This is a genomic window from Silvibacterium dinghuense (assembly GCF_004123295.1).
GTDB classification, from domain to species: domain Bacteria; phylum Acidobacteriota; class Terriglobia; order Terriglobales; family Acidobacteriaceae; genus Silvibacterium; species Silvibacterium dinghuense.
The window spans coordinates 473,755-493,128 of record NZ_SDMK01000002.1; the positions used below are offsets into that span (position 1 = coordinate 473,755).

Genomic DNA, 19,374 nt, shown 5'->3' on the forward strand with positions numbered 1-19,374 from the left:
CGATGCCATGACCACCAACGAAGACACGACGCACTACAGATAAGGACATTCTTCGTGGAAATACCTTCGATCCTCTCGCTGATCACCTTCGTACCCGCTGCGGGCGCGGTGGTGGTCGCCCTGCTGCCGCGGAAGGGGCGTCTCATCCAGTGGTGGTCGCTGCTGGTGGCGCTTGCCACCTTCCTGCTGACCCTGCACCTGCCCGCGCATTACATCTACGGTCAGAGCGGCTTCCAGTTCGAGCAGAACGTGCCGTGGATCGCGAACCCGGCGATCCGCTACCATCTTGGCGTCGACGGCATCTCGATGTGGCTGGTCGTGCTCACCGGATTCCTCTCCGTCATCGGCGTACTGGCCTCCTGGAAGACTATTGAGCATCGGGCGAAGGAATTCTACTTCTTCTTCCTGCTTCAGCAGACGGCGATGCTTGGCGTTTTCGTCGCCCTCGACCTGATCCTCTACTACGGCTTCTGGGAGCTCTCGCTGATTCCGATGGCGATCCTCATCGCCATGTTCGGCAAGGACCGCGGCCCCAAGACAGCCATCAAGTTTTTCACCTACACCTTCATCCCTTCGGCACTTTTCCTGGTCGCGATCCTCTATCTCTACGCGAAGACCGGCACCTTCGATTACGTCGAGCTCCAGCATGCGCTCTCCGGAGGAGGCCTCTTCACCGCTAACGCACTGTGCTGGGTCTCGCTCGCCTTTCTCGCCGCCTTCTCGGTAAAAGTTCCTGTCTTCCCGCTGCACGGCTGGCTCGCGGATACCATCTGTGACGCGCCCACCGCCATGGCCATGGTGGTCGCAGGCAAACTCGGCCTTTACTCGATCCTGCGCTACAATCTCGGCCTCTTTCCTGAACAGGCGCGCGAAATCGCCCCGCTCATGATTGCCCTGGCCGTCATTGGCTTGCTCTACGGAGCTTGTATCGCCCTGGTACAGAAGGATATGAAGCGCCTGGTGGCATACTCGATCATGAGCCACCTCAGCTTCTGCACCCTCGGCATCTTCTGCTTCGCGGTCGCCGGGCTCAACGGAGCGGTCTACCAGATTCTCAACCACGGCATTTCCGGCTCGGCCATCCTGATCCTCATCGGCATCCTCTACGATCGCTTCGGCACCTACGAGATGCCGGAGTACGGCGGTCTTGCCGCGAAGACGCCCTGGCTCGTCACGCTCTTTGTCATCACTACGCTCTCGCTGGTCGGCCTCCCTATTCTCAACGGCTTCGTTGGCGAGTTCCTCATCCTTAGCGGCAGCTTTGCCAACCACATGGGCTGGGTAGCCGCAGCCACGGTCGGTGTCATTCTCGGCGCAGCCTACATGCTGATGATGGTGCAGAAGATCTTCTACGGCCCTGAATCCTCGCTCATCAAGACCGGACCTGCAGCCGACCTTACCTCCCGTGAACACCTGCTTCTCTGGCCCATGGCCATCCTGATGCTGGTCATGGGGGTGGCTTCTCCCTATTGGATCCGCGCCATCGACGGCTCAGTCAGTGGCCTCGCCGATCACGCAGCACAGACTCTCACCTATCTGGAGAAGCGATGAATACCGTAGCTCCCATCCTTCGCATTCTCCCTGAGGTTGTCCTTACCATTACAGGCATCCTCATCATGCTTGCCGAGCCGATGCTCGCGCCCAAAGCCAGCCGTAAGCCGCTGGGCTGGCTCGCCGTAGCCGGCACGCTCGTGGCTCTCGGGGCCAGCCATTATCAGTGCAAACTTGCTCCCGGCACGGCCTTCTTCAACACCATCCAGACGGACGCGTTCAGCAGCTTCTTCCACGTCACCATTGCAGGTATCGTGCTGGTTTCGCTGCTTGTCGCGCTTGATTCGACAAACGAGCACACACCGTTCCTTGGTGAATACTTCGCGCTCGTCGTCTTCGGCGCCGTCGGCATGATGCTGATGACCTCAGCCTCTGAGCTGCTCGTCGTCTTCATCGGCCTGGAAATCTCGTCGATCTCTACCTACATCCTTGCAGGCTTCCGCCGGAAGAGCGCCAAGGCGCCCGAGTCCTCGATCAAGTACTTCCTGCTCGGCTCCTTCGCCACCGCCTTCTTCCTTTACGGCATTGCGCTGACCTTTGGCGCTACCGGCACCACCACTATCTCCGGTATCGCTCAAGGCCTGACCACCAGCCAGACCCCGGCTCTCGCCCTCGTCGGCTCGGCCATGATCCTTATCGGTCTCGGCTTCAAGGTCTCCGCCGCTCCCTTCCAGGTCTGGACGCCTGATGTCTACGAAGGCGCTCCTTCTCCTGTTGTCGGTCTCATGTCGACCGCGCCCAAGGCTGCAGCCTTTGCCGTATTACTCCGCGTGCTCTACGGCGCCTTCCCGGCCCTGCACGCCAACTGGGTGCCGCTCATCTGGATCATCGCCGCGCTCTCGATGACCATCGGTAACCTCGGCGCGCTGCGACAGGTCAATGTCAAGCGCATGCTCGCCTACTCATCCATTGCGCATGCCGGCTACCTGCTCGTTGCCTTCACCGCTCTCTCGGCGGATGGCATCGCCGCGGCCAGCTTCTATGCTCTCTCCTACGCCGCCATGAATGTCGGCATCTTCGCCGTCGTCAGCCATGCCGGCGGCTATGAAGACCGCCTGACCGAGATCGAGGATTATCGCGGCCTCGCTTATCGTTCGCCGTTGCTTGGCGGGGCGATGGGCTTCTTCCTTATCTCGCTGATCGGCATCCCCTTCACCGGTGGATTCTTCGGCAAGTTCTATGTCTTCTCCGCCGCTATCCACTCGGGTTTTGTCTGGCTGGCGGTCATCGGCCTCCTCAACAGCGGTATTGCGGCGTACTACTACCTCCGCGTACTGGCCACGGTCTATAACCGCCCTTATGCAGCGGTTACGGCACCTCCGCTACCGCGCGCCAAAGTCTCGCTGCTGATTGCGCTCTTCCTCACCGTAGCTACGACCCTGATTCTCGGTATCGCACCGGGCAGAATCCTCTCCCAGGCCAAGGCCGGAGCACTCACGCTGCTTCCCACACAAACGACCGAGGCTCCGAGCCAGGGCCAATAACAACCCCAGCTTCCCAGCACAAGAAAGAGGATCCCGATGGGATCCTCTTTCTTGTTTCTGCCTTCATCGAGAGAGAGTGTGGCCGGTTTCCATATCCCATATGGGCTGCTGCCCCTCTATGGCCTCACGGTCCTGCTTTCAAGCAAGCAAAAAGCCCCCGCCAAAGCGGAGGCTTTTGCGAGCCAGGTCAACGAGATTACTTGGCGGTGAGGAAGATCACGACCAGCGTGAAGAGCGTGAGCGACTCGATAAAGGCGAGACCGAGCACGAGCAGAAGCTGAATGCCGGAGCGCGCACCAGGATTGCGGGCGATCGCCTCGGTGGCCGAAGCCGTTGCCTTACCCTGACCAACGCCGCAAAGACCGGCAGCGATACCCATGCCGATACCGGCACCGATCGGCACCAGGCTGACAGCACCGCTGCCCGAACCGGTCTGGGCGAAAGCGGGCGAGGCAATAAGCAGGCACGCCAAAGTCATGAAAAGATACTGAAGTTTACGCATACTTCCTCCTAGCTCCCCTATAAGGTATGCCGCCAGTGGGTGGTTGAGGCTCACCGTGCTGGCCCCCTCACGCTGAACGGCTCCGAAGCGCAGCGGCGGAAGCGCATCTCCGCTGCCCGGAAATCTCTTTAGTGCTCGACTGTAACCGCCATCGAAAGATAGATGAACGTGAGCAGCATGAATACGTATGCCTGGATAAGCGCCACGCCGAAGTGCAGTCCCAGGAAGACCACCGGGACACCGATCGGAATCATGGAGAAGAAGACCAGGGTCAACAGATCGCTGGCAAACATATTCGCGTAAAGACGAATAGTGAGCGACATGATGCGGGCGAGGTGCGAGATGATTTCGATCGGGAACATCAGCGGGGTCAACCACCAGATGGGCCCTGCGAAGTGCTTCACATAGCCCACCGGCCCCTGGGCGCGGACGCCGTTCCAGTTGTAATAAATGAAGGTGAGCAGCGCGAGCGCGAGCGGCACGACCGGATTCGCGGTAGGCGTCTCAATGCCCGGCAGCAGACCGAACAGGTTGCAGCACACCACGAACAGCAGAATCAGCGTGGCGTAGGCGACGTGCGGTTCGTAGCCGTGGCCGATAATGGCTTCGCCCTGGCTACCGACAAAATCGTTCACCAACTCGAAAACACCCTGCACCGTGCCCGGCTTCTCCACGCTGAGCGTGGCTCGCGCGATCACGAAGAAGAACAGCAGGCCAAACATGATGATGAGTTCGAGCGTGAGCGTGTTATCGCGCAGCGGCGCGTGCGGATGCGAGAAGTGAATGCCCAGGCGCGTCAGGAACGGCACGAGCGGCGCGGCGAAATAGACATTCAGCAGGTGCGTCAGAGCAGTGAGTAGGCTCAGCATAACAATCCAGTTGGAAACAATATCAGATCAGGAGCGGAGTAGGCGGACAGATTCTACGGTCAGAGCGACAACGCCTAATCCGAGACTCGCGACAAGCCCATAAGGCACGCCGTGAGAACACTTTAGGGTAACATACAGCATCCCTCCGGCGAGCACCAGACGCAGGAAAAACATGCTCACAACCCGAAAGGTCGTGCGTGGCGTCTGTTTCCCGTCCAGTTTGTCGTTCACAAAGGAGATCAGCCGCTGCCACTCGTAGAGGCCGGTAATCGAGATGATGCCGCCTGCCAGGCAGGCCAGCGCCGCTACCCATCCCTGGATAAATCCAAAAACGCCGCAGGCAATCAGGGTCAGGACGGCACATAGCCGCATGGCACGGCGCATGGTGGCCGCGAGATCGGCATCGGTAAAGTTCAGCATGGAGCCTATGTCTGTCATGGTCCTATTTCATCTGCGCTATGGAGGTGTGCAGCCGGCTATTCCTTGGCGCTCAGCGCCTGCCGGACAGCTTCTATCAGCCCGGCGACCGCACCGAAAATCAGGCCGACGATGTAGATCCAATGCTGGTGCAGCCAGTGATCCAGCATGGCCCCGGCGCCCCAGCCGATGAACACCGCGCACGGCATCACCACGGCGATCTGCGTCAGCCGCTCGGCCTTCGCAATGCTTTGAAGGTTTCCGCCCTGTTTGTTCCTGGAGCTCTGGTCTGCCATCGTATGCGCCTGCTTCCGCCGGCACCGCTGCTGGTCAGAATCGCTTTCTTATTCAATCACAAGCAGCCCTCCCGTGGCAGGCAGAGCCGGTTGCCGCCGGTATACTGGCTGAGAATCTCATTCAAGGAAGTCCAGTGTTCGAGTCAGAGTTTGAGCGGAATCTTTTCACGCTCCGCCAGGAAAAGCTGAAGCAGATTGAGGCGCTGGGGCAGCGCGCCTACCCCAACTCCTTTGCCGCCACGCATACCCTCGCGGCCATTCGCGAGCAGTACGATGCCGTTACCGGCGAAGTGCTCGAAGCCACTCGCGTGGAAGTTGCGGTGGCCGGCCGCATCATGGCCATTCGCGCCCAGGGCAAAGCCGGTTTTGCGCAGCTTCAGCAGGAAGGCATCCGCCTCCAGCTCTATGTCCGCAAAGATGCCGTCGGGGATACCGCCTTCGAGCTCTATAAGCTTCTCGACCTCGGCGATCACATCGGTGTCTCGGGCTATCTCTTCCGCACCCGCACCGGCGAACTCTCCATCCACGTCGAGACCATCTCTTTCCTGGCCAAGGCCATGCTGGCCCTGCCGGACAAGTTCCATGGCCTCTCCGACATCGAACTGCGCTACCGCCAACGCTACGCCGACCTCATCATGAACGGCGTGCTCAACGAGGAGCCGACCGAAGAGACTGAGACCACCGAAGCACCGAAGGGCATCCGGGTCCGTGATGTCTTCGTGAAGCGCGCGAAGCTGCTCTCCGCGCTCCGCCGCTTCTTTGATTCACGCGGTTACATCGAAGTCGAAACTCCGATGATGCAGTCCATTGCCGGCGGCGCTGCTGCGCGTCCATTCATCACGCATCACAACACGCTCGATCTCGATCTCTTCCTGCGCATCGCGCCAGAGCTTTATCTCAAGCGGCTGGTGGTCGGCGGCATGGACCGCGTCTACGAGATCAACCGCAACTTCCGCAATGAAGGCATCTCGACACAGCACAACCCCGAGTTCACCATGCTCGAGTTCTATCAGGCCTATGCGAACTATCACGACCTGATGAACCTGACCGAGGAGATCATCACCTACGTTGCGAACGAGGTGAACGGGACCACGATCACGCACTTCAACGGCGTGGAGATCGATCTCGGCAAGTGGCGCCGGTTCTCGATGCGCGAAGCGATTCTCGAATTCTGGCCGGAGACTGCCGGTGAGAAGCCTTCCCCTGATATCTTCCTGAGCGACGATGGCGTAGCTGGTCTCGTGCAGCGACTGCGCGCAGCCGGCGAAAAAGTCGACTTCCAGCCCGGCGAACCGCGCGGCAAGACCATTGCCACCGTCTTTGAGACTGTGGCCGAAGAGCACCTCATTCAGCCGACGATCATCTACGACTTCCCTCTCGCCGTATCGCCGCTTTCAAAGCAGAAGCCGGATGAGCCGGACTGGGTCGAACGCTTCGAGTTCTACATCGGCGGCTTCGAGGTGGGCAATGCCTTCAGCGAGCTGAACGACCCCGTGGAGCAGGAGTCACGATTCAAGCAGCAGCTCAGCGAACGCGAGCGCGGCGACGATGAGGCGCACCAGATGGACGAGGATTACGTCCGCGCCCTGGGCTACGGTCTGCCGCCCACCGGCGGCGAAGGTATCGGCATCGATCGCCTGACCATGCTGCTGACCGGCGCGCGGTCGATCCGCGATGTCATTCTCTTTCCCCTGCTGCGCCCGCAGAAGCCGCAGGAGAATACCGCAGAAGCAGCAGCGGAATAACCCGTCTCAAGCTCAACCCGCTGCTGCTTATGCCGTAAGCAGCAGCGGTTCGTTCTTTGTGATCATCATGGTGTGCTCGTGATGCGCAGCCAGCCCGCGATCGCTCGTGCGCATGGTCCATCCATCGCTCGCGAGATACGCCTTCGCCGATTTGCTTGCGATGATCGGCTCGATGGTGATGACCAGCCCCTCGGTCAGCAATGTCTTCGCATACGGGTCGGCATAGTTCGGCACCGAAGGCTTCTCGTGGATTGTCCTTCCAATGCCATGTCCGCACAACTCGCGGATCACATGAAATCCGCTACGCTTCACTTCGGCTTCAACAGCCGCACCGATATCCGCGACACGATTGCCTGCGCGCGCAGCCACCAAAGCCGCGTTAAAGGCGCGGCGCGCGCATGAGGCCAGATCTGCGCCCAGCCCATGCGGAGCTTCATCCACGCTGTCGCGGCCGACAATCACCGTCTCGCAGGCATCGGCCATAAAACCGTCTTTCTCAATCGTCACATCGAGCTTCAGCACATCGCCGGCACGAAGCTTGCGGTCACCCGGAATGCCGTGCACGATCTCCTGGTTCACGCTGATGCAGCTTGTCCCTGGAAACTGGTAGACCAGCTCCGGCGCCGATCGCGCTCCAGCCTCGCGCATCACCTGCGCCCCAATCTCATCCAGGTCGTGCGTGGTCACACCCGAGCGCACACCTGCCTTCATCGCCTCAAGCATCCGGCGCACCACCTGACCAGCGGCTTTCATGCCTGCCAGCTCTTCCGGGGTATTGATCGACATATGTTCTCCTTGCTTCTTTCGATGACGGCACGAAGAGCCGTCCTAACGCAGGCTGCTACTCTCCGAGCAGCAGCCTCTGCGTGGTATACGCGCGGCCCGTCACACCGTCGCATTCAATCAGCAGCGCAGCCATGCGTGGATCGCCCTTGGCCGCTTCAAACTTGCCAGGCATCCCGGTGAGGAACCGCTGCAAGACCAGCTCTTTCTCCACACCGATCACACTTTCATAGGGACCGCTCATGCCTACGTCCGTCTGGTATGCCGTGCCTCCAGGCAGCACGCGGTTGTCAGCGGTGGGTACATGGGTATGCGTACCGACGACAGCGGTCACCCGCCCATCGAGATACCAGCCGAGCGCGACCTTTTCCGAGGTGGCCTCAGCATGGAAATCCACAAAGATCACCTTCGCCTGGATTGTTTCCAGCAGCGCATCCATTTTGCGGAACGGATCATCATTCGATGCCATGAAGACGCGCCCCTGCAGGTTGATGACGGCATAAGCCTGCCCATTCGGCAACGTGCCCTCATACACACCGTGCCCCGGTGTGCCGCTGACATAGTTCGCGGGACGAATCACGCGGCGCGGGCGCTCATGGCTGTCCTCAGGGACAGACTGCATGTATTCGATGAGCTCACGTTTGTCCCACACATGATTACCGGTGGTGAGCACATGCGCGCCCAGGTCAAAGAGCTCCTCCGCGATTGCTGGCGTACAGCCAAATCCACCAGCGGCATTCTCCGCATTGATGATGACCAGATCGACGCCGCGTTCGGCAATAACATGGGCGATGTGTTCCCGCACAATACGGCGCCCGGCACTGCCGAAGACGTCCCCAACAAAGAGAATGCGCAAGTGAGTGATTGCCTCCTGAGATATATGTTCATGCTACATGTACGCCCCGGAAATCTTCTGCGCCTCCGTTCACACAGCCGAAACGTTACGATTCCGCACCGGACACAGTTACGAATACTTTTTCACCGTCTTCCCGCCTTTCACGGTAATTCCCGGTATGGTCTTTGGCTCCTACTGTGTTAGCGTGGCAATATGGCCGTCAATACCCGATTCGCAACTGGCGTTCACGCCCTTCTCCTGCTCGCTGCCGAACCGGATGTACTGCAGACCTCGGAGGACGTAGCGGGCAAGCTCAACACCAACCCTGTCGTAATTCGTCGTGTTTTCTCGCTGCTGCAACAGGCTGAACTGGTGGAAAGCCAGAAAGGACCGCACGGTGGTTCACGCCTGGCCAGGCCGGCGAAAGAGATCACGCTGAGCGATATCCATCGCGCCCTGGATGCTGGCGGACTTTTCCATACGGTCAGCTTCCCTGGCACACAGCAGGCTCGCGTTACTGCTGCTCTCGATCAGATCTTTACCTCTGTCAGCAAGACCGTGACAAAGGAACTGGAACAGGTCACTCTCAGCCAGCTGCTCAAGAAGATTTCGAAGAAGCCTTCCAAATAAGCCGCGGGGCGTTCGTCCCTGCGGCTTGTTCTATCCTTTTCCTCATTCCTATCTCAGTTGCGGAATTCTCGCCTGGCTCCAGCGCCAGGTCAGCAGCGCAGCGATCAGCACCAGTGCGGTTGTCAGCCCGCTCCACAATCCATAAAGCCCCCAGTGCATGCGAAAGCAGAGCCACGCGCCCAGAGGCAGGCCAATCACCCAATAACCGACAAGATTGGCCAGCATCGGCACCCGTGTCTCGCCCAGCCCGCGCAATGCCCCCGTGGCCACAGTCTGCGCCCCGTCAAAGACTTGAAAAGTCGCAACGACCAGCAGAATATGCACGCCCAGGGCAAGAACCCGCGGATCGCGCGTATAAATACTGAGAACCGGGCGCGGGATCAATAGAAAAAGCAGCGCCGCCAATGTCATAAACCCTACACCCAGCCCCAGAGCCATCCAGCCCGCCCGCTTCGCACGCTCCGGATTCCCCGCTCCGATGGCATGACCTACAGCGACTGCGCCGGCCGCAGAGATTCCCAACGGCACCATAAAGGTGTATGCGGCACAGCTGAGAGCAATCTCATGTGTAGCCAATGAAATGGCATCGAGATGCGCAGCCAGAATGGTCGCTGTTCCAAAGGCGGCGACTTCCAGGATCACCTGGGAAGCAGCCGGCACCCCCAGCTTTAGCAGGGCGCGAATGCGTGCCCAGTCTGGTGCTGGCCAGCGCGCAAAAAGTGGGTGACCTCGGCGGCGCTCGTGCAGCCACGCAAAGAACATCAGCACGGCGGCCATATATATACGGGCAAAAACTGTCGAACAGGCCGAGCCGCGCACGCCCATTGCCGGCATCCCGAACTTGCCGTAGATAAAGACCCAATTCCCGAGCAGATTGACCAGATTGGCAGAAATCAGGGCAAAAGTGACCGGACGTACCTGTCCCACCCCCTGCAGGTAGCGTCGAAACCCACCGTAGACCAGCAGCGGCAGGGTGCCCAGATTCAAGAAGCCGACATATTGCCGGGTGAACACGGCCACCAGAGGATCGACACCTCGACCGGTAAACAGCGGCCGCGCCACAAACATAAACGCCATCAGAAGAGGCGTGAAGGCCAACGCAATATACATGCCCTGAGCCAGAGAGCGATGACAATCATCGAAATCCTTCGCTCCCCAGGAACGCGAGACCAGCGTATCCAGCCCGAGCAGCAATCCGATGCCGAAAATCGACGGCGCGTAATAGATCGCATTGCCGAGGCCGACAGCCCCGATTGCGGCAGGGCCCAGTTTGCCCACCATGATGACGTCGACGACTGTCATCGTCATCCAGCCGATCTCGGAAAGAGCGACGGGAATGGCCAACGCCAGCAATGCCCTCAATTCGGCAGCAAGATTCGGTCGCCGGTTTGCCGGCTCATCGAAGATCAGCGGTTCGGAGGCGCTGCTATCTGTCCCCATGATCAGAAATCGCCCTCGTGCGATTTCCCGATTGTAGCCGCGCCATGGAAGCGGGAGAGCTATGTTATAGTGAACAAAGAAGTAGGAGAGTTGGCCGAGTGGTTGAAGGCGCACGCTTGGAAAGCGTGTGTAGGAGAAATCCTACCGTGGGTTCGAATCCCACACTCTCCGCCATCCTGCACCAGCTCATTCCATAAAAATCGAATAAATTGAGCAAAATCAGGCGCTTTGGCTTGTCAGAGTGCTGTTGCCGCACCCAATAAGAGAGCTTCATCTTATTGAACAGGATGCTACCTGCCAGCCTTAGGAAAAGCCTTGCTCGTGTCGTCGCAGGAAGTCAACCTGGCGTTAGACACTGCAACTTCCCTTCACCTTTTCCAGTAAGTCTGCCGGGTGGATAGGCTTTTCCAATATTTCAAAGTCTCCCTCCTGCTGTGCGCGCTTCAGCATATCCCTCATCGTTGCTTTTCCGGAAAACAGCAGCACTCTGCATGCGGGATATTTCGCTCGAATATATTTTCCCAAGTCGATGCCTGTCATACCTGGCATGGCCACATCACTGATGAGCAGGTCGGGAACAATCAGTTCTGCTGCGCTCAGTACGTCCTGGAAGCGATGAAAGGACTGGGCGGCGAAGCCAGACTGGCTAAGAATGACGGCCAGCGTATCAGCAATGATGGATTCGTCGTCGACGACAAAAACAGTTCGCGAAGTCTTCATGCGCGCTCTTCCTTAATTCCGGTGAGTAACCCAGCTCGATGCAAGATACTTCGTTTCATCTCTTGGACGTGCTGCCACCTTTTATCTTGAGGTGGCAGCATCACTCAGCATCTCGTGGGATGTTTATTAGCGCTTCGTGCTAATCGCTATGTTCCTGTTTGTTGCTGCTATCTTCCGGCTGTAACGTTGCGTTCCTTCTTAAAGCAGCCAGTCTTGCCGCATTCTGCCGATTGCATTCGCGACAGCGCTGGCTGCTTCCGAAGTAGAACCCATGGATGAGAAGATCGTGCCCTTTCGGGCAGTGCGTGCGATCCTTGGCAATGGTCGGCTTCATGCATTCCTTCCCCAGGGGCCATGCTGCTCTTTATTTCAGCGTGTATGTAATACCGGCGCTGAACTGGAAGGAGTTCTTCTTGCTGCCATAAGCCGGATCATTCAGGAAGTCATCGAGAGCCGAAAGGTTGAACCCGAGCCGCTTGTAGACCGGGAAGGCCAGGCCTGCCGTCGCCAGTGCAGACCACGCACTCGGCGTATTGAATGCCGGGGTGACGGTCAGTCCCTGGTTCAGAACGATGCCGTGCACAAGCTTGACCATGTACGCATCACCGGCATCGGCACCGATCAGATCCTTGTCCGGCGTTTTGACCTCAGGCACGACGCCGGGGGTGTATCCAAAATTTTGCCGCTCGTAGTGGATATCGCCCTTCAGGTCGAGCTCCTCCCTTGGGCTCTTGTAGGCCACAAACCCCAGACCGCCGCCATAAATCTGCTGAAGGCTCAAGCCCTGGGAGTAATTGTGATCGAAAGAGACATCGGCAAGCGCATAAAGCCGCGACGAAAGAAACCAGTCCTGCTCTGCGCCGGCATGAATAATGTTGGTCTTGGTTGTAACCGTGCCGGGCTGCGAAAGTGACCCGTATGCCGCAGCAAAATCAGCCATTGTCCGGTAGCGTGGATCAAGCCAGCTCACGGTCGGAACCGTCCGGATGAAATTTGCGGCTCCGGTAAAGGTACGGCTGTTCTGCGTTGCTTCCACATCGGCGAGGCCTGCGCTTAAAGTCCCATTCCATCCCTGGCCCCAGCCCGGATGGCTGTGGACTTCCTTGTCATAAGCAGCTGCGTCGACCATGTACTGCACATTCGCCTGTGGAATCTCTTTTGCCTGCCCTTCAGGGCCTACCTGGACGTTGCCATTCTGTATGGCCACCGCGCCTTTCGGCACGTCGGAATCGGCATTCTTGCGTGAGAGATGCTGACCCTGCTGAATCACGGCAAAATGCTGCGTTGTCTGAATGGACTTGATCTTGTCCCAGCTCAGGGTCAGATCTCCTGCACCATCACTGTGAAAGGTCACGGTTCCGGCGGTCTCACTCACCAGCTTGCCTCGCAGCTGGTCACCATTCGAGAGCGTAAGGACATCAGGGCTGGTCGCAGCTTGAGCAAAGGCTTTATGAATCCACCCATTCGTCAGTGAACCCGCCACCAGTACGACCGCAATCGGCATCGTTTTCAGGAATCGGGGGGAAAACCAGTTGGTTTTAGGGTTGAACATAGATCAGAAGTCTCCCTTCATCGTGCGTTTCCGTTGAGCCTGGTCCGGACATATAAGCGGTACTCCATCGCCATGGACCAGAATTGCGAGATAGCGAGCTCGGCAGGCCGCCTCACTTCAGTGCAGATATAGGCTGCCTGCCTGCTCATTCCTCATAAGAGCTACTGCTTGGCTTCGCTCTTCGCCACGTGATAGCCGGCCTTTTGCGCGTCGGCTTCCGACATGTATTTGCCCTGCTTCGTCTTGCCGTAATACTTGGTGCCTTCACGGTGATAAACGCCGGAAGCCGTGTTCACCCACACCATGCCCTTCTGCGGCGCCTGCGCAGTCGCGGCCTGCGGCTTGTCACTCGGGGCGGTGCTGATGGTATGCGTGTCGGCCAGGGTATTTCCCGTGGAAGGCGTGGAAGCAGCAGGAGTAGTGGCAGCGCTCGCTGCTTTCTTCCCTTTCTTTGTGGCCTTGGTGGTCGTAGTGGTTGGAGTGGTAGAGGAAGCGCTAGTCGACGGTTGCGTGGTCTGCGCGAAAAGCGGAGCCGCGCCGAGGATGAGGGCAAGAGCCGCGGTTACAAGTGAACTGCTTGTTGTCTTCGATGACATCTGTTGTTCTCCTTGAAAAATCACTGCTGCGTGGGGGCCTGGATATAACGCGGAAATTATGCGGAAAGAGTCGATGTGCAGAAGGCGCAGCGCCGCGCGTCGAGCGCGACCTCGCTCTTGCATTCGGGGCATTTCTTCTTGTCAGGAACAACAGGCTGTTCTTTCTTCAACCGGCTCATGAGGCTATTTACCGGCACAACGACGAAGAAATAGATCGATGCAGCGATCAAGAGGAACGAAATTACGGCGTTGGCAAAGTCTCCGTAAAGGAACTTTGCCCCATTGACCTCGAAGGAAAACCCTGAGAAATCGGGCTTCTTCACGAGAGCCGCAATGATGGGAGTAATGAGGTCCTTGACGAGGGCGCTGACCACGGTGCCAAACGCTGCGCCCATCACCACGCCTACCGCCAGGTCAACAACGTTGCCGCGTACAACAAAATCACGAAATCCTTTCAACATAGAGCACGTTCTCCTGATTTCTGGCCTTTCACTGGGTCAAGACAACGCGCAATTCGGAAAAGTCACATCGATGTGCCGCAATGCAGATTTTTTTGGGGAGGGTACAGAAACCTGTACAAGAAAGAGGGATGGGACGGAAGATATGAGATGCTAAGGGCGGTATGAATCGCCCCTCTACTGGCTGGTCCAGTTCTGTCCCAGATCCAGATGAAGATCTCCTGCTCCAAGCGCTGCAAGCGCCCGATGGCGATCTCCGCGCGTTTGAAAAGCTGGTCCTGCGTTACCAGAAGCGCGTGGTTGCCAATTGCCGCGGCATTACACGAGACTCCAACAATGCCGAGGATCTGGCGCAGGAGGTGCTCGTAAAAGTCTTTTTTGGGTTGCCGGGATTCAAGAGAGAGTCATCCTTCGGACGCTGGCTGCAGCGGATCAAGATCAATCACTGCCTGAACCACCTCAAGAAACAGCACGGGCGCTCTTTCGTCGATATCGGTGACCCTGACGTGGACACGGTCGACGAGCTTAAGGTTAAAGTCACCGCTGAGCAACTCGCAGGCGCTATCGGAGACCGACAGATCATCAGCGCTGTACTCGAGGCCATGCCGAACACGCTCAGAGTCCCGCTGGTTCTATGCGACATGGACGAACTGTCCTATGAAGAGGTCGCACAGTCTTTGGGAATTGGCCTCTCAGCAGCCAAGATGCGGATCAAGCGCGCGCGTGAGGAGTTCAGGACACGATACGAAAAGGCACAGTCGTCCCAGGCGACAGCGATTAGCAGATGAGCAACGGGCAGAGTGATCCAGAGAGACATGAGGAAGAGGTGGACCCAGGTGAGCCGATTGCGCAGCTCGCCGGGTTTGAATATGACGTCTCTACCGGGCTCCTGGGACGAATCAGGCGCGCCATCTCGCGCAGAACGACGGCTGCACAGGTAACATCGTTCACCTTCGATCTCCCTTTCGTCGTGTTCAAGGAGTTCTGGACGATGTTAGCGGAGCACCTTAATTTGAAGTAAGTCAGTGGAGGATGCCGGGCATGGAAGAAAAACTTTTTGATTCATTTCGGAGCCTTGGAGCCTCAGTGCTCGCTGCACTGCCAAAGGTAGCTGTAGGCATTGTGCTGGTGGTTCTAGGCCTTGTCGTCGCCAAGGTCATCGAGATTATCCTGCGTACTCTGCTGGTGCGGTTGCGCTTCGACAGCCTGGTAGAAAGGGCCGGCATCGACAAGGCACTGCAGAGAATCGGCCTGCGCCAGCAACTGAATCTCTTCCTGCCCAAGCTCATCTACTTCCTGATCATCTTCCTGCTGGCCAAGACCGCCAGCGATGCCCTCGGCCTGACTGCCATCTCCAACGCGATCGGAGCCTTCTTCGATTATCTGCCGAACATCATTGCGGCCCTTCTGCTCATGATCCTTGGAACCACCCTTGGACAATTCGCAGGGCAGATGGTGACACAGGCTGCCGAAAATGCGGGCATCGACTCAGCTCCAACGCTCGGCAAGCTGGTCTCCGCGCTGATCGTTTTCATCGTTGCCATGATGGCCATCGGCCAGCTCAAGATCGATACGGAGATGGTCCGCATCGTAACCAGCTTTCTCCTCGGAGCCGGGGCACTTGCCTTTGGACTGGCCTTCGGGCTGGGGACGCGGGACATTGTGCGCAATATTGTGAGCGGATTTTATGTTCGCAAGGTGCTTGTCATCGGCAAGCCGCTAGAGGTCGCAGGGCAAAACGGCGTTCTCACTGCCATTACTGCAACACACACCATTCTCGAAAGCGATGGAAGAGATATCGTGATTGCAAACTCGAACTTCATGGAACAAACGAGCAAGCAGTAGATACGAATCACCAGTCGGCTGCGAAATCTCTATATTGTTGTCTTCCACTGCGCAATGGGCTAGGCTCTTTCAACTCTGCAGAATCGGCAGGCCAGCGAAATCGAGCACGCGGGCCTGCCCAAAGATAGGGTGCTACGTTCTTCCCCCTGCCCGATCAGAAATTCAGGCGTGCACCGAGCAACATATTACGCGGCGGCATCGTGGATGATGTCTGGCCGAAACCTCCGTCGGCAAGGTTGGTGTCGACGCCGTTGAGATTGACGCGATTGAAGATGTTGAAGGTGTCGATCCTTAATTCGAGATTCACGCCCTCCCATATCTGCGTACTCTTCTTGAGTGTGAAATCGGTGTCCGCATAACCTGGATCACGGAACTGGTTGGGTGTTTCGCCGCCCTCCTGACCGACGTTCGGCAGAGTGAACTGACCGCAGGGTAGCGCTCCACCGGGACAGGTCTGAAAGAGGCCGTGGCCGGACTGATAGTCCTTGCGGTCATGCTTCTGCTTGTAATTCGTCACGTTCGGGTAGTCGTTGTTATCGCCATCGGCGTTAAAGTCGCCACTGCCGGCGGCGAAGCGCAGGTTGCCGGCGGCTTGCTCGCTGGCGTAGTTGGCGGAGGTGAGCGGAGTGCCGTCAGACGCAGTGGTGCTGAGCGCGAGCGGATTCCCGGTATAGACGGTGAAAGGATAGCCGGACTGGAGCACCGTCGTGCCAGCCAGCGTCCAACCACCCAGGGCATGCCGGGCAAAGCTGTTCCCGAGCTTATCGCCGGGCAGCAGATAGCTGACTCCCAGCGAGAAGCGATTCGGCACATCCCATGGCGAGGGCGCATAGAAGCGGGAGTAAGGATAAGCCACGGGATAGTTCTGCCAGTTATCCATGGCCTTGCCGTGCGTATAGGACGCAGTCAGGAAACCGCGGCGAGCGAAACGTCCTTTTACCGCGACGATGAGTGCCTGATAGTTGGCGATAGCACCGTTGAAGGCATAGCTGATGGAGCCGAAGCTGGTGTTCAGACGCGTCTGGGTGCCCGAGCCGGTGAAATTGCCGGAGGAGTCGAAGCTGGGGTGCGCGAGGAGGTCGCCAGCATAGGCGTTCACATCGTTGCCATAGGAAGTTGCGCCCTCATTGCCTCCACCGGTCACAAGGTCTCCGGAGTGCGAGCCGACATAGCCAATGCTCGCCGTCATGTCACGCGTGATCTGGTGCTCGATGGCGAGCGACCAGTTCAGGGTGAAAGGAGAGCTCAGCGAACTGTCGACACCGCCTACGCTGATCTGCGAGCCGACCAGTCCGCCCTTGGCATCCAGTGAACCGCCCTGAAAAGCCGGATAGGGGAAGCCGAAGGGAAAGGTGTTCTGCGTGCCGTAGCCAAAGATGGGAGCAGCGGTGGAACCGTTGTTATAGAAGGTGGGAACGATGGGTCCAGGCGGATTCGAACCTAGGCCATTCTCCGCATTTCCGAGCGTGAAGTAGTCGTGATAGAGACCGAAGCCGCCGCGGACCACCCACTCACCGTTGGCGAATGGATCGAAGGCAAAACCGCCGCGTGGTGCGAAATTCCAATTGAGGTCTTTCTTAAAGACGTGATCCTGTTGCGTCATCACGCCATTGGCTACCTGCTGCGCAAACGTTGCTCCGTCGCCCAGGTGGAAGTTCGCGAGCACCGTACCCTTGAGCGCGACATACGGATTGCCGAAGTTATCGTAACGGATGCCGTAGTTAATGGTGAGTTTGCGCGAAACCTTCCACGTGTCCTCAACGAAGGCGCCGCCTGTGGTCTCCTGATAACCGTAGTTGCGGACACCAGGTTTACCCGTGAGCGGATCGTAGGCGAGGCCCGACTCGCTGTACGGATCATCATTGATCAAGTTGATCATGTTGGTGTAGCTCAGGCTCGGCTGTCCATAGGCGCCAGCGAAGTAGGCAAGGTCATCCCCATGCCAGCCCTCGTAGCCCGCCTTGATCGAGTGTGCGCCGTGAATGTGCGTAAGCACGTCGCGCCAGTGATAGCTGTGCTGCACATAGTCGCCAAGCGCGAAGCCGTCACCAAAGCCAACACCGAGGCCGGTAACGCTGACAATGGGCACGGTAAAGAGGCCCGAGGATGGCGCGAAGCCCTCGATGCGGTTGTAGCCCATGAAGGCCTCATTGAGCGTATTCGGCGAGAAGGTATGTGTCTCGTTGCCCTGCAGCGAGAAGGTGTAGTAGTTATCGGTCTCGTTGAAAGCGGGACGGACCGAAGGACCGCCGGTGTTGATCGTGTCGCGATAGAAGAGACCGTAGACGCGGTCTTTCGAGAAATACTTATCGATACGGATGTTGTACTGCTTGGAGTTGTTGTAGCTCGAAGAGTTGAAGTTCCCCTGATCGAAGACGGCGGTGCCGCAAGGGATGTTATCGGTGCTCGGCGTACCGCAGCCCGTGTTGGCTGCCGTGTCTTGCGGGCCAAAGGCCTGCTGCGCAGTCTGAAAAACGTTGCGGAAGGTAGCGTTCGAGGCCGGGTATTTCGTAAAGAGCTGCACCTCAGGGCTGTTAGGACGCACGCTCTGCGCGAAGGCAACGAAGGCCGGGTCTTCATAGGTCTGCAGCGAAGCGCCGTTCGAGGTGAGCGAAAGATACGGCTCGTAACTGGCGAAGAAGAAGAACTTCTTGCCGGGAATCACCGGACCGCCGGCGCCGAATGACATGTTGTTGGTGTGATATGGCGCCAGCTTCTCCGGCTGGGGTACACCGAACTCACCGCGCGCCTGTAATCCTTGGTAGGTGTAGTACTCGCTGGCAAATCCATGATACTGATCAGCACCTGAGCGTGTGGACATGACCGTCTGGAGCGAGCTGGCGCGACCGTAGTCGACGGTATAGGTGTTGGTCTGTACCGTGGTCTCGGCCAGCGAATCAACATTGGGCGTGAGATTGACGACACCCGGGCGAATGCTGCTCGTCACGTCGAGGCCGTCGACGATGTACATGTTGCCGTTCTGGCCGCGGCCATTGGCGCTGGCGTCAACGTAATTCTCAGGGTTGAAGTTGGTGGCAGTCGATGCTCCGAGGCCGGTCACACCAGGCGTGAGCGTGATGAGCGCAGTGGGATTGCGCGAGGCCAGAGGCAGGTTCTCGAGCGCAGTCTGATCGAGCGTCTGCTGATTGCGGCTGTCGGCCGTATCGAGCAGCGGAGCCTGCGTAGTCACAGTAACGCTGGTGTTTACCTGGCCGATGGCGAGTGTGAGTGCGACGTTGCGCGTCTCGGCGGCGGTAAGCACGATGGCTGTCGAGGCATTGGAGAAGCCCTTAACCACGGCGGAGACGGTATAGTTGCCTGGTCCGAGGCTGGCGAAGCGGAAGACGCCGGCGGAATCGCTGGTGGTGCTCTGCGCGATCTTCGTATCGTCATTGACGATGGTGACTTTCGCAGCCGGGATCGAAGCACCGCTTGTATCCTGCACGCTGCCCTGTACACCGGCAGTGAACTGTGCCATCGCTGTGCGGGTAGAAAAGAGCAGCAGGAGAGCAAGAACGGAAAGAAGAGATTTCATGACCAGGCTGGATGCTGGGGTGGAATACAAGCTGCGCTGTGACTCGCTCTGCGGTGGAACACTTCTCAAATGCTTCATCTGGACCTCGTAAAAGCTGTCTCACTCCTGAAAGACCT

Annotated in this window: 20 protein-coding genes and 1 tRNA gene; 8 read left to right on the forward strand and 13 right to left on the reverse strand. The window is 58.2% G+C overall.

Features of this window, described 5'->3' with window-relative positions; all coding sequences use genetic code 11:
- The first annotated feature begins 54 nt into the window (after positions 1-54).
- Entirely contained in the window at positions 55-1,551 is a 1,497-nt protein-coding gene (locus ESZ00_RS11205) for a complex I subunit 4 family protein (RefSeq protein ID WP_229741196.1), read from the forward strand.
- On the forward strand, positions 1,548-3,035 hold the full coding sequence (locus ESZ00_RS11210; protein WP_129208337.1) for an NADH-quinone oxidoreductase subunit N: 1,488 nt from the start codon (positions 1,548-1,550) through the stop codon (positions 3,033-3,035). The genes ESZ00_RS11205 and ESZ00_RS11210 overlap by 4 nt, the downstream gene beginning before the upstream one ends.
- A 196-nt stretch (positions 3,036-3,231) precedes the next feature.
- Here the strand turns inward: ESZ00_RS11210 and ESZ00_RS11215 are convergent, their stop codons facing one another.
- The 4 genes from ESZ00_RS11215 to ESZ00_RS11230 all read right to left on the reverse strand — a co-directional run bounded on the left by ESZ00_RS11215 (position 3,232) and on the right by ESZ00_RS11230 (position 5,119).
- The gene (locus tag ESZ00_RS11215; RefSeq protein WP_129208338.1) at positions 3,232-3,537 is read right to left on the reverse strand and encodes an ATP synthase F0 subunit C; all 306 of its coding nucleotides are present in this window, start codon (positions 3,535-3,537) and stop codon (positions 3,232-3,234) included.
- A 128-nt stretch (positions 3,538-3,665) separates the two neighbouring features.
- Positions 3,666-4,406, reverse strand: coding sequence for a F0F1 ATP synthase subunit A (gene atpB, locus ESZ00_RS11220; RefSeq protein ID WP_129208339.1), 741 nt, complete (start codon positions 4,404-4,406; stop codon positions 3,666-3,668).
- Positions 4,407-4,433: 27 nt separating this feature from the next.
- A complete protein-coding gene (locus ESZ00_RS11225) occupies positions 4,434-4,844 on the reverse strand; it encodes an ATP synthase subunit I (RefSeq protein WP_129208340.1) in 411 nt (136 codons plus the stop codon).
- Between the two features lie 38 nt (positions 4,845-4,882).
- Positions 4,883-5,119 carry an AtpZ/AtpI family protein gene (locus ESZ00_RS11230; protein WP_129208341.1) on the reverse strand — a complete coding sequence of 79 codons (237 nt, stop codon included), beginning with the start codon at positions 5,117-5,119 and terminating at the stop codon, positions 4,883-4,885.
- 134 nt (positions 5,120-5,253) lie between these two features.
- On the opposite strand from ESZ00_RS11230, the gene lysS reads away from it, so the two are divergent.
- Positions 5,254-6,864: a lysine--tRNA ligase gene (gene lysS / locus ESZ00_RS11235; RefSeq protein WP_129208342.1), complete on the forward strand. Its 1,611-nt coding sequence runs from the start codon at positions 5,254-5,256 to the stop codon at positions 6,862-6,864.
- A gap of 27 nt (positions 6,865-6,891) precedes the next feature.
- On the opposite strand, the gene map is transcribed toward lysS, so the two are convergent.
- Together map and ESZ00_RS11245 are read right to left on the reverse strand one after the other, a co-directional pair.
- Positions 6,892-7,650 carry a type I methionyl aminopeptidase gene (gene map / locus ESZ00_RS11240; protein WP_129208343.1) on the reverse strand — a complete coding sequence of 253 codons (759 nt, stop codon included), beginning with the start codon at positions 7,648-7,650 and terminating at the stop codon, positions 6,892-6,894.
- A 55-nt stretch (positions 7,651-7,705) separates the two neighbouring features.
- The gene (locus ESZ00_RS11245) at positions 7,706-8,503 is read right to left on the reverse strand and encodes a TIGR00282 family metallophosphoesterase (protein ID WP_129208344.1); all 798 of its coding nucleotides are present in this window, start codon (positions 8,501-8,503) and stop codon (positions 7,706-7,708) included.
- Positions 8,504-8,695: 192 nt separating this feature from the next.
- Between ESZ00_RS11245 and ESZ00_RS11250 the strand changes: the two genes are divergently transcribed.
- Entirely contained in the window at positions 8,696-9,112 is a 417-nt protein-coding gene (locus ESZ00_RS11250) for an Rrf2 family transcriptional regulator (protein WP_129208345.1), read from the forward strand.
- Positions 9,113-9,160: 48 nt separating this feature from the next.
- On the opposite strand, the gene ESZ00_RS11255 is transcribed toward ESZ00_RS11250, so the two are convergent.
- Complete coding sequence (locus ESZ00_RS11255) at positions 9,161-10,465, reverse strand: MATE family efflux transporter (RefSeq protein ID WP_229741197.1); 1,305 nt, start codon at positions 10,463-10,465, stop codon at positions 9,161-9,163.
- A 171-nt stretch (positions 10,466-10,636) separates the two neighbouring features.
- Between ESZ00_RS11255 and ESZ00_RS11260 the strand changes: the two genes are divergently transcribed.
- Positions 10,637-10,726: transfer RNA gene (locus ESZ00_RS11260), tRNA-Ser, on the forward strand.
- A 174-nt stretch (positions 10,727-10,900) separates the two neighbouring features.
- Here the strand turns inward: ESZ00_RS11260 and ESZ00_RS11265 are convergent.
- The 5 genes from ESZ00_RS11265 to mscL all read right to left on the reverse strand — a co-directional run bounded on the left by ESZ00_RS11265 (position 10,901) and on the right by mscL (position 13,881).
- A complete protein-coding gene (locus ESZ00_RS11265; RefSeq protein ID WP_129208347.1) occupies positions 10,901-11,272 on the reverse strand; it encodes a response regulator in 372 nt (123 codons plus the stop codon).
- Positions 11,273-11,411: 139 nt separating this feature from the next.
- Positions 11,412-11,606, reverse strand: coding sequence for a hypothetical protein (locus tag ESZ00_RS11270; protein WP_129208348.1), 195 nt, complete (start codon positions 11,604-11,606; stop codon positions 11,412-11,414).
- A 30-nt stretch (positions 11,607-11,636) separates the two neighbouring features.
- A complete protein-coding gene (locus tag ESZ00_RS11275; protein WP_164981475.1) occupies positions 11,637-12,776 on the reverse strand; it encodes a DUF481 domain-containing protein in 1,140 nt (379 codons plus the stop codon).
- A 209-nt stretch (positions 12,777-12,985) separates the two neighbouring features.
- A complete protein-coding gene (locus ESZ00_RS11280; RefSeq protein ID WP_129208350.1) occupies positions 12,986-13,420 on the reverse strand; it encodes a hypothetical protein in 435 nt (144 codons plus the stop codon).
- Between the two features lie 56 nt (positions 13,421-13,476).
- Complete coding sequence (mscL, locus tag ESZ00_RS11285) at positions 13,477-13,881, reverse strand: large conductance mechanosensitive channel protein MscL (protein ID WP_129208351.1); 405 nt, start codon at positions 13,879-13,881, stop codon at positions 13,477-13,479.
- A gap of 161 nt (positions 13,882-14,042) precedes the next feature.
- On the opposite strand from mscL, the gene ESZ00_RS11290 reads away from it, so the two are divergent.
- Genes ESZ00_RS11290 through ESZ00_RS11300 form a run of 3 tightly spaced genes read left to right on the forward strand, consistent with a single transcriptional unit; the run spans position 14,043 to position 15,723 of the window.
- Positions 14,043-14,666 (forward strand): RNA polymerase sigma factor, encoded by a 624-nt coding sequence (locus ESZ00_RS11290; RefSeq protein ID WP_129208352.1) that lies wholly within the window; start codon positions 14,043-14,045, stop codon positions 14,664-14,666.
- Positions 14,663-14,899, forward strand: coding sequence for a hypothetical protein (locus ESZ00_RS11295; protein ID WP_129208353.1), 237 nt, complete (start codon positions 14,663-14,665; stop codon positions 14,897-14,899). The genes ESZ00_RS11290 and ESZ00_RS11295 overlap by 4 nt, the downstream gene beginning before the upstream one ends.
- A gap of 20 nt (positions 14,900-14,919) precedes the next feature.
- Positions 14,920-15,723, forward strand: coding sequence for a mechanosensitive ion channel family protein (locus tag ESZ00_RS11300; RefSeq protein WP_268235298.1), 804 nt, complete (start codon positions 14,920-14,922; stop codon positions 15,721-15,723).
- A gap of 154 nt (positions 15,724-15,877) precedes the next feature.
- On the opposite strand, the gene ESZ00_RS11305 is transcribed toward ESZ00_RS11300, so the two are convergent.
- Entirely contained in the window at positions 15,878-19,258 is a 3,381-nt protein-coding gene (locus ESZ00_RS11305; RefSeq protein WP_129208355.1) for a carboxypeptidase-like regulatory domain-containing protein, read from the reverse strand.
- Positions 19,259-19,374 lie beyond the last annotated feature (116 nt).

Bases quoted from the DNA above. Each gene is read 5' to 3' on its own strand.
- ESZ00_RS11210 (WP_129208337.1), top strand. From the start codon at position 1,548: ATGAATACCGTAGCTCCCATCCTTCGCATTCTCCCTGAGGTTGTCCTT.
- ESZ00_RS11215 (WP_129208338.1), bottom strand. From the start codon at position 3,537: ATGCGTAAACTTCAGTATCTTTTCATGACTTTGGCGTGCCTGCTTATT.
- atpB (WP_129208339.1), bottom strand. From the start codon at position 4,406: ATGCTGAGCCTACTCACTGCTCTGACGCACCTGCTGAATGTCTATTTC.
- ESZ00_RS11225 (WP_129208340.1), bottom strand. From the start codon at position 4,844: ATGACAGACATAGGCTCCATGCTGAACTTTACCGATGCCGATCTCGCG.
- ESZ00_RS11230 (WP_129208341.1), bottom strand. From the start codon at position 5,119: ATGGCAGACCAGAGCTCCAGGAACAAACAGGGCGGAAACCTTCAAAGC.
- map (WP_129208343.1), bottom strand. From the start codon at position 7,650: ATGTCGATCAATACCCCGGAAGAGCTGGCAGGCATGAAAGCCGCTGGT.
- ESZ00_RS11250 (WP_129208345.1), top strand. From the start codon at position 8,696: ATGGCCGTCAATACCCGATTCGCAACTGGCGTTCACGCCCTTCTCCTG.
- ESZ00_RS11265 (WP_129208347.1), bottom strand. From the start codon at position 11,272: ATGAAGACTTCGCGAACTGTTTTTGTCGTCGACGACGAATCCATCATT.
- ESZ00_RS11270 (WP_129208348.1), bottom strand. From the start codon at position 11,606: ATGAAGCCGACCATTGCCAAGGATCGCACGCACTGCCCGAAAGGGCAC.
- ESZ00_RS11275 (WP_164981475.1), bottom strand. From the start codon at position 12,776: ATGCCGATTGCGGTCGTACTGGTGGCGGGTTCACTGACGAATGGGTGG.
- ESZ00_RS11280 (WP_129208350.1), bottom strand. From the start codon at position 13,420: ATGTCATCGAAGACAACAAGCAGTTCACTTGTAACCGCGGCTCTTGCC.
- mscL (WP_129208351.1), bottom strand. From the start codon at position 13,881: ATGTTGAAAGGATTTCGTGATTTTGTTGTACGCGGCAACGTTGTTGAC.
- ESZ00_RS11290 (WP_129208352.1), top strand. From the start codon at position 14,043: ATGAATCGCCCCTCTACTGGCTGGTCCAGTTCTGTCCCAGATCCAGAT.
- ESZ00_RS11295 (WP_129208353.1), top strand. From the start codon at position 14,663: ATGAGCAACGGGCAGAGTGATCCAGAGAGACATGAGGAAGAGGTGGAC.
- ESZ00_RS11300 (WP_268235298.1), top strand. From the start codon at position 14,920: ATGGAAGAAAAACTTTTTGATTCATTTCGGAGCCTTGGAGCCTCAGTG.
- ESZ00_RS11305 (WP_129208355.1), bottom strand. From the start codon at position 19,258: ATGAAATCTCTTCTTTCCGTTCTTGCTCTCCTGCTGCTCTTTTCTACC.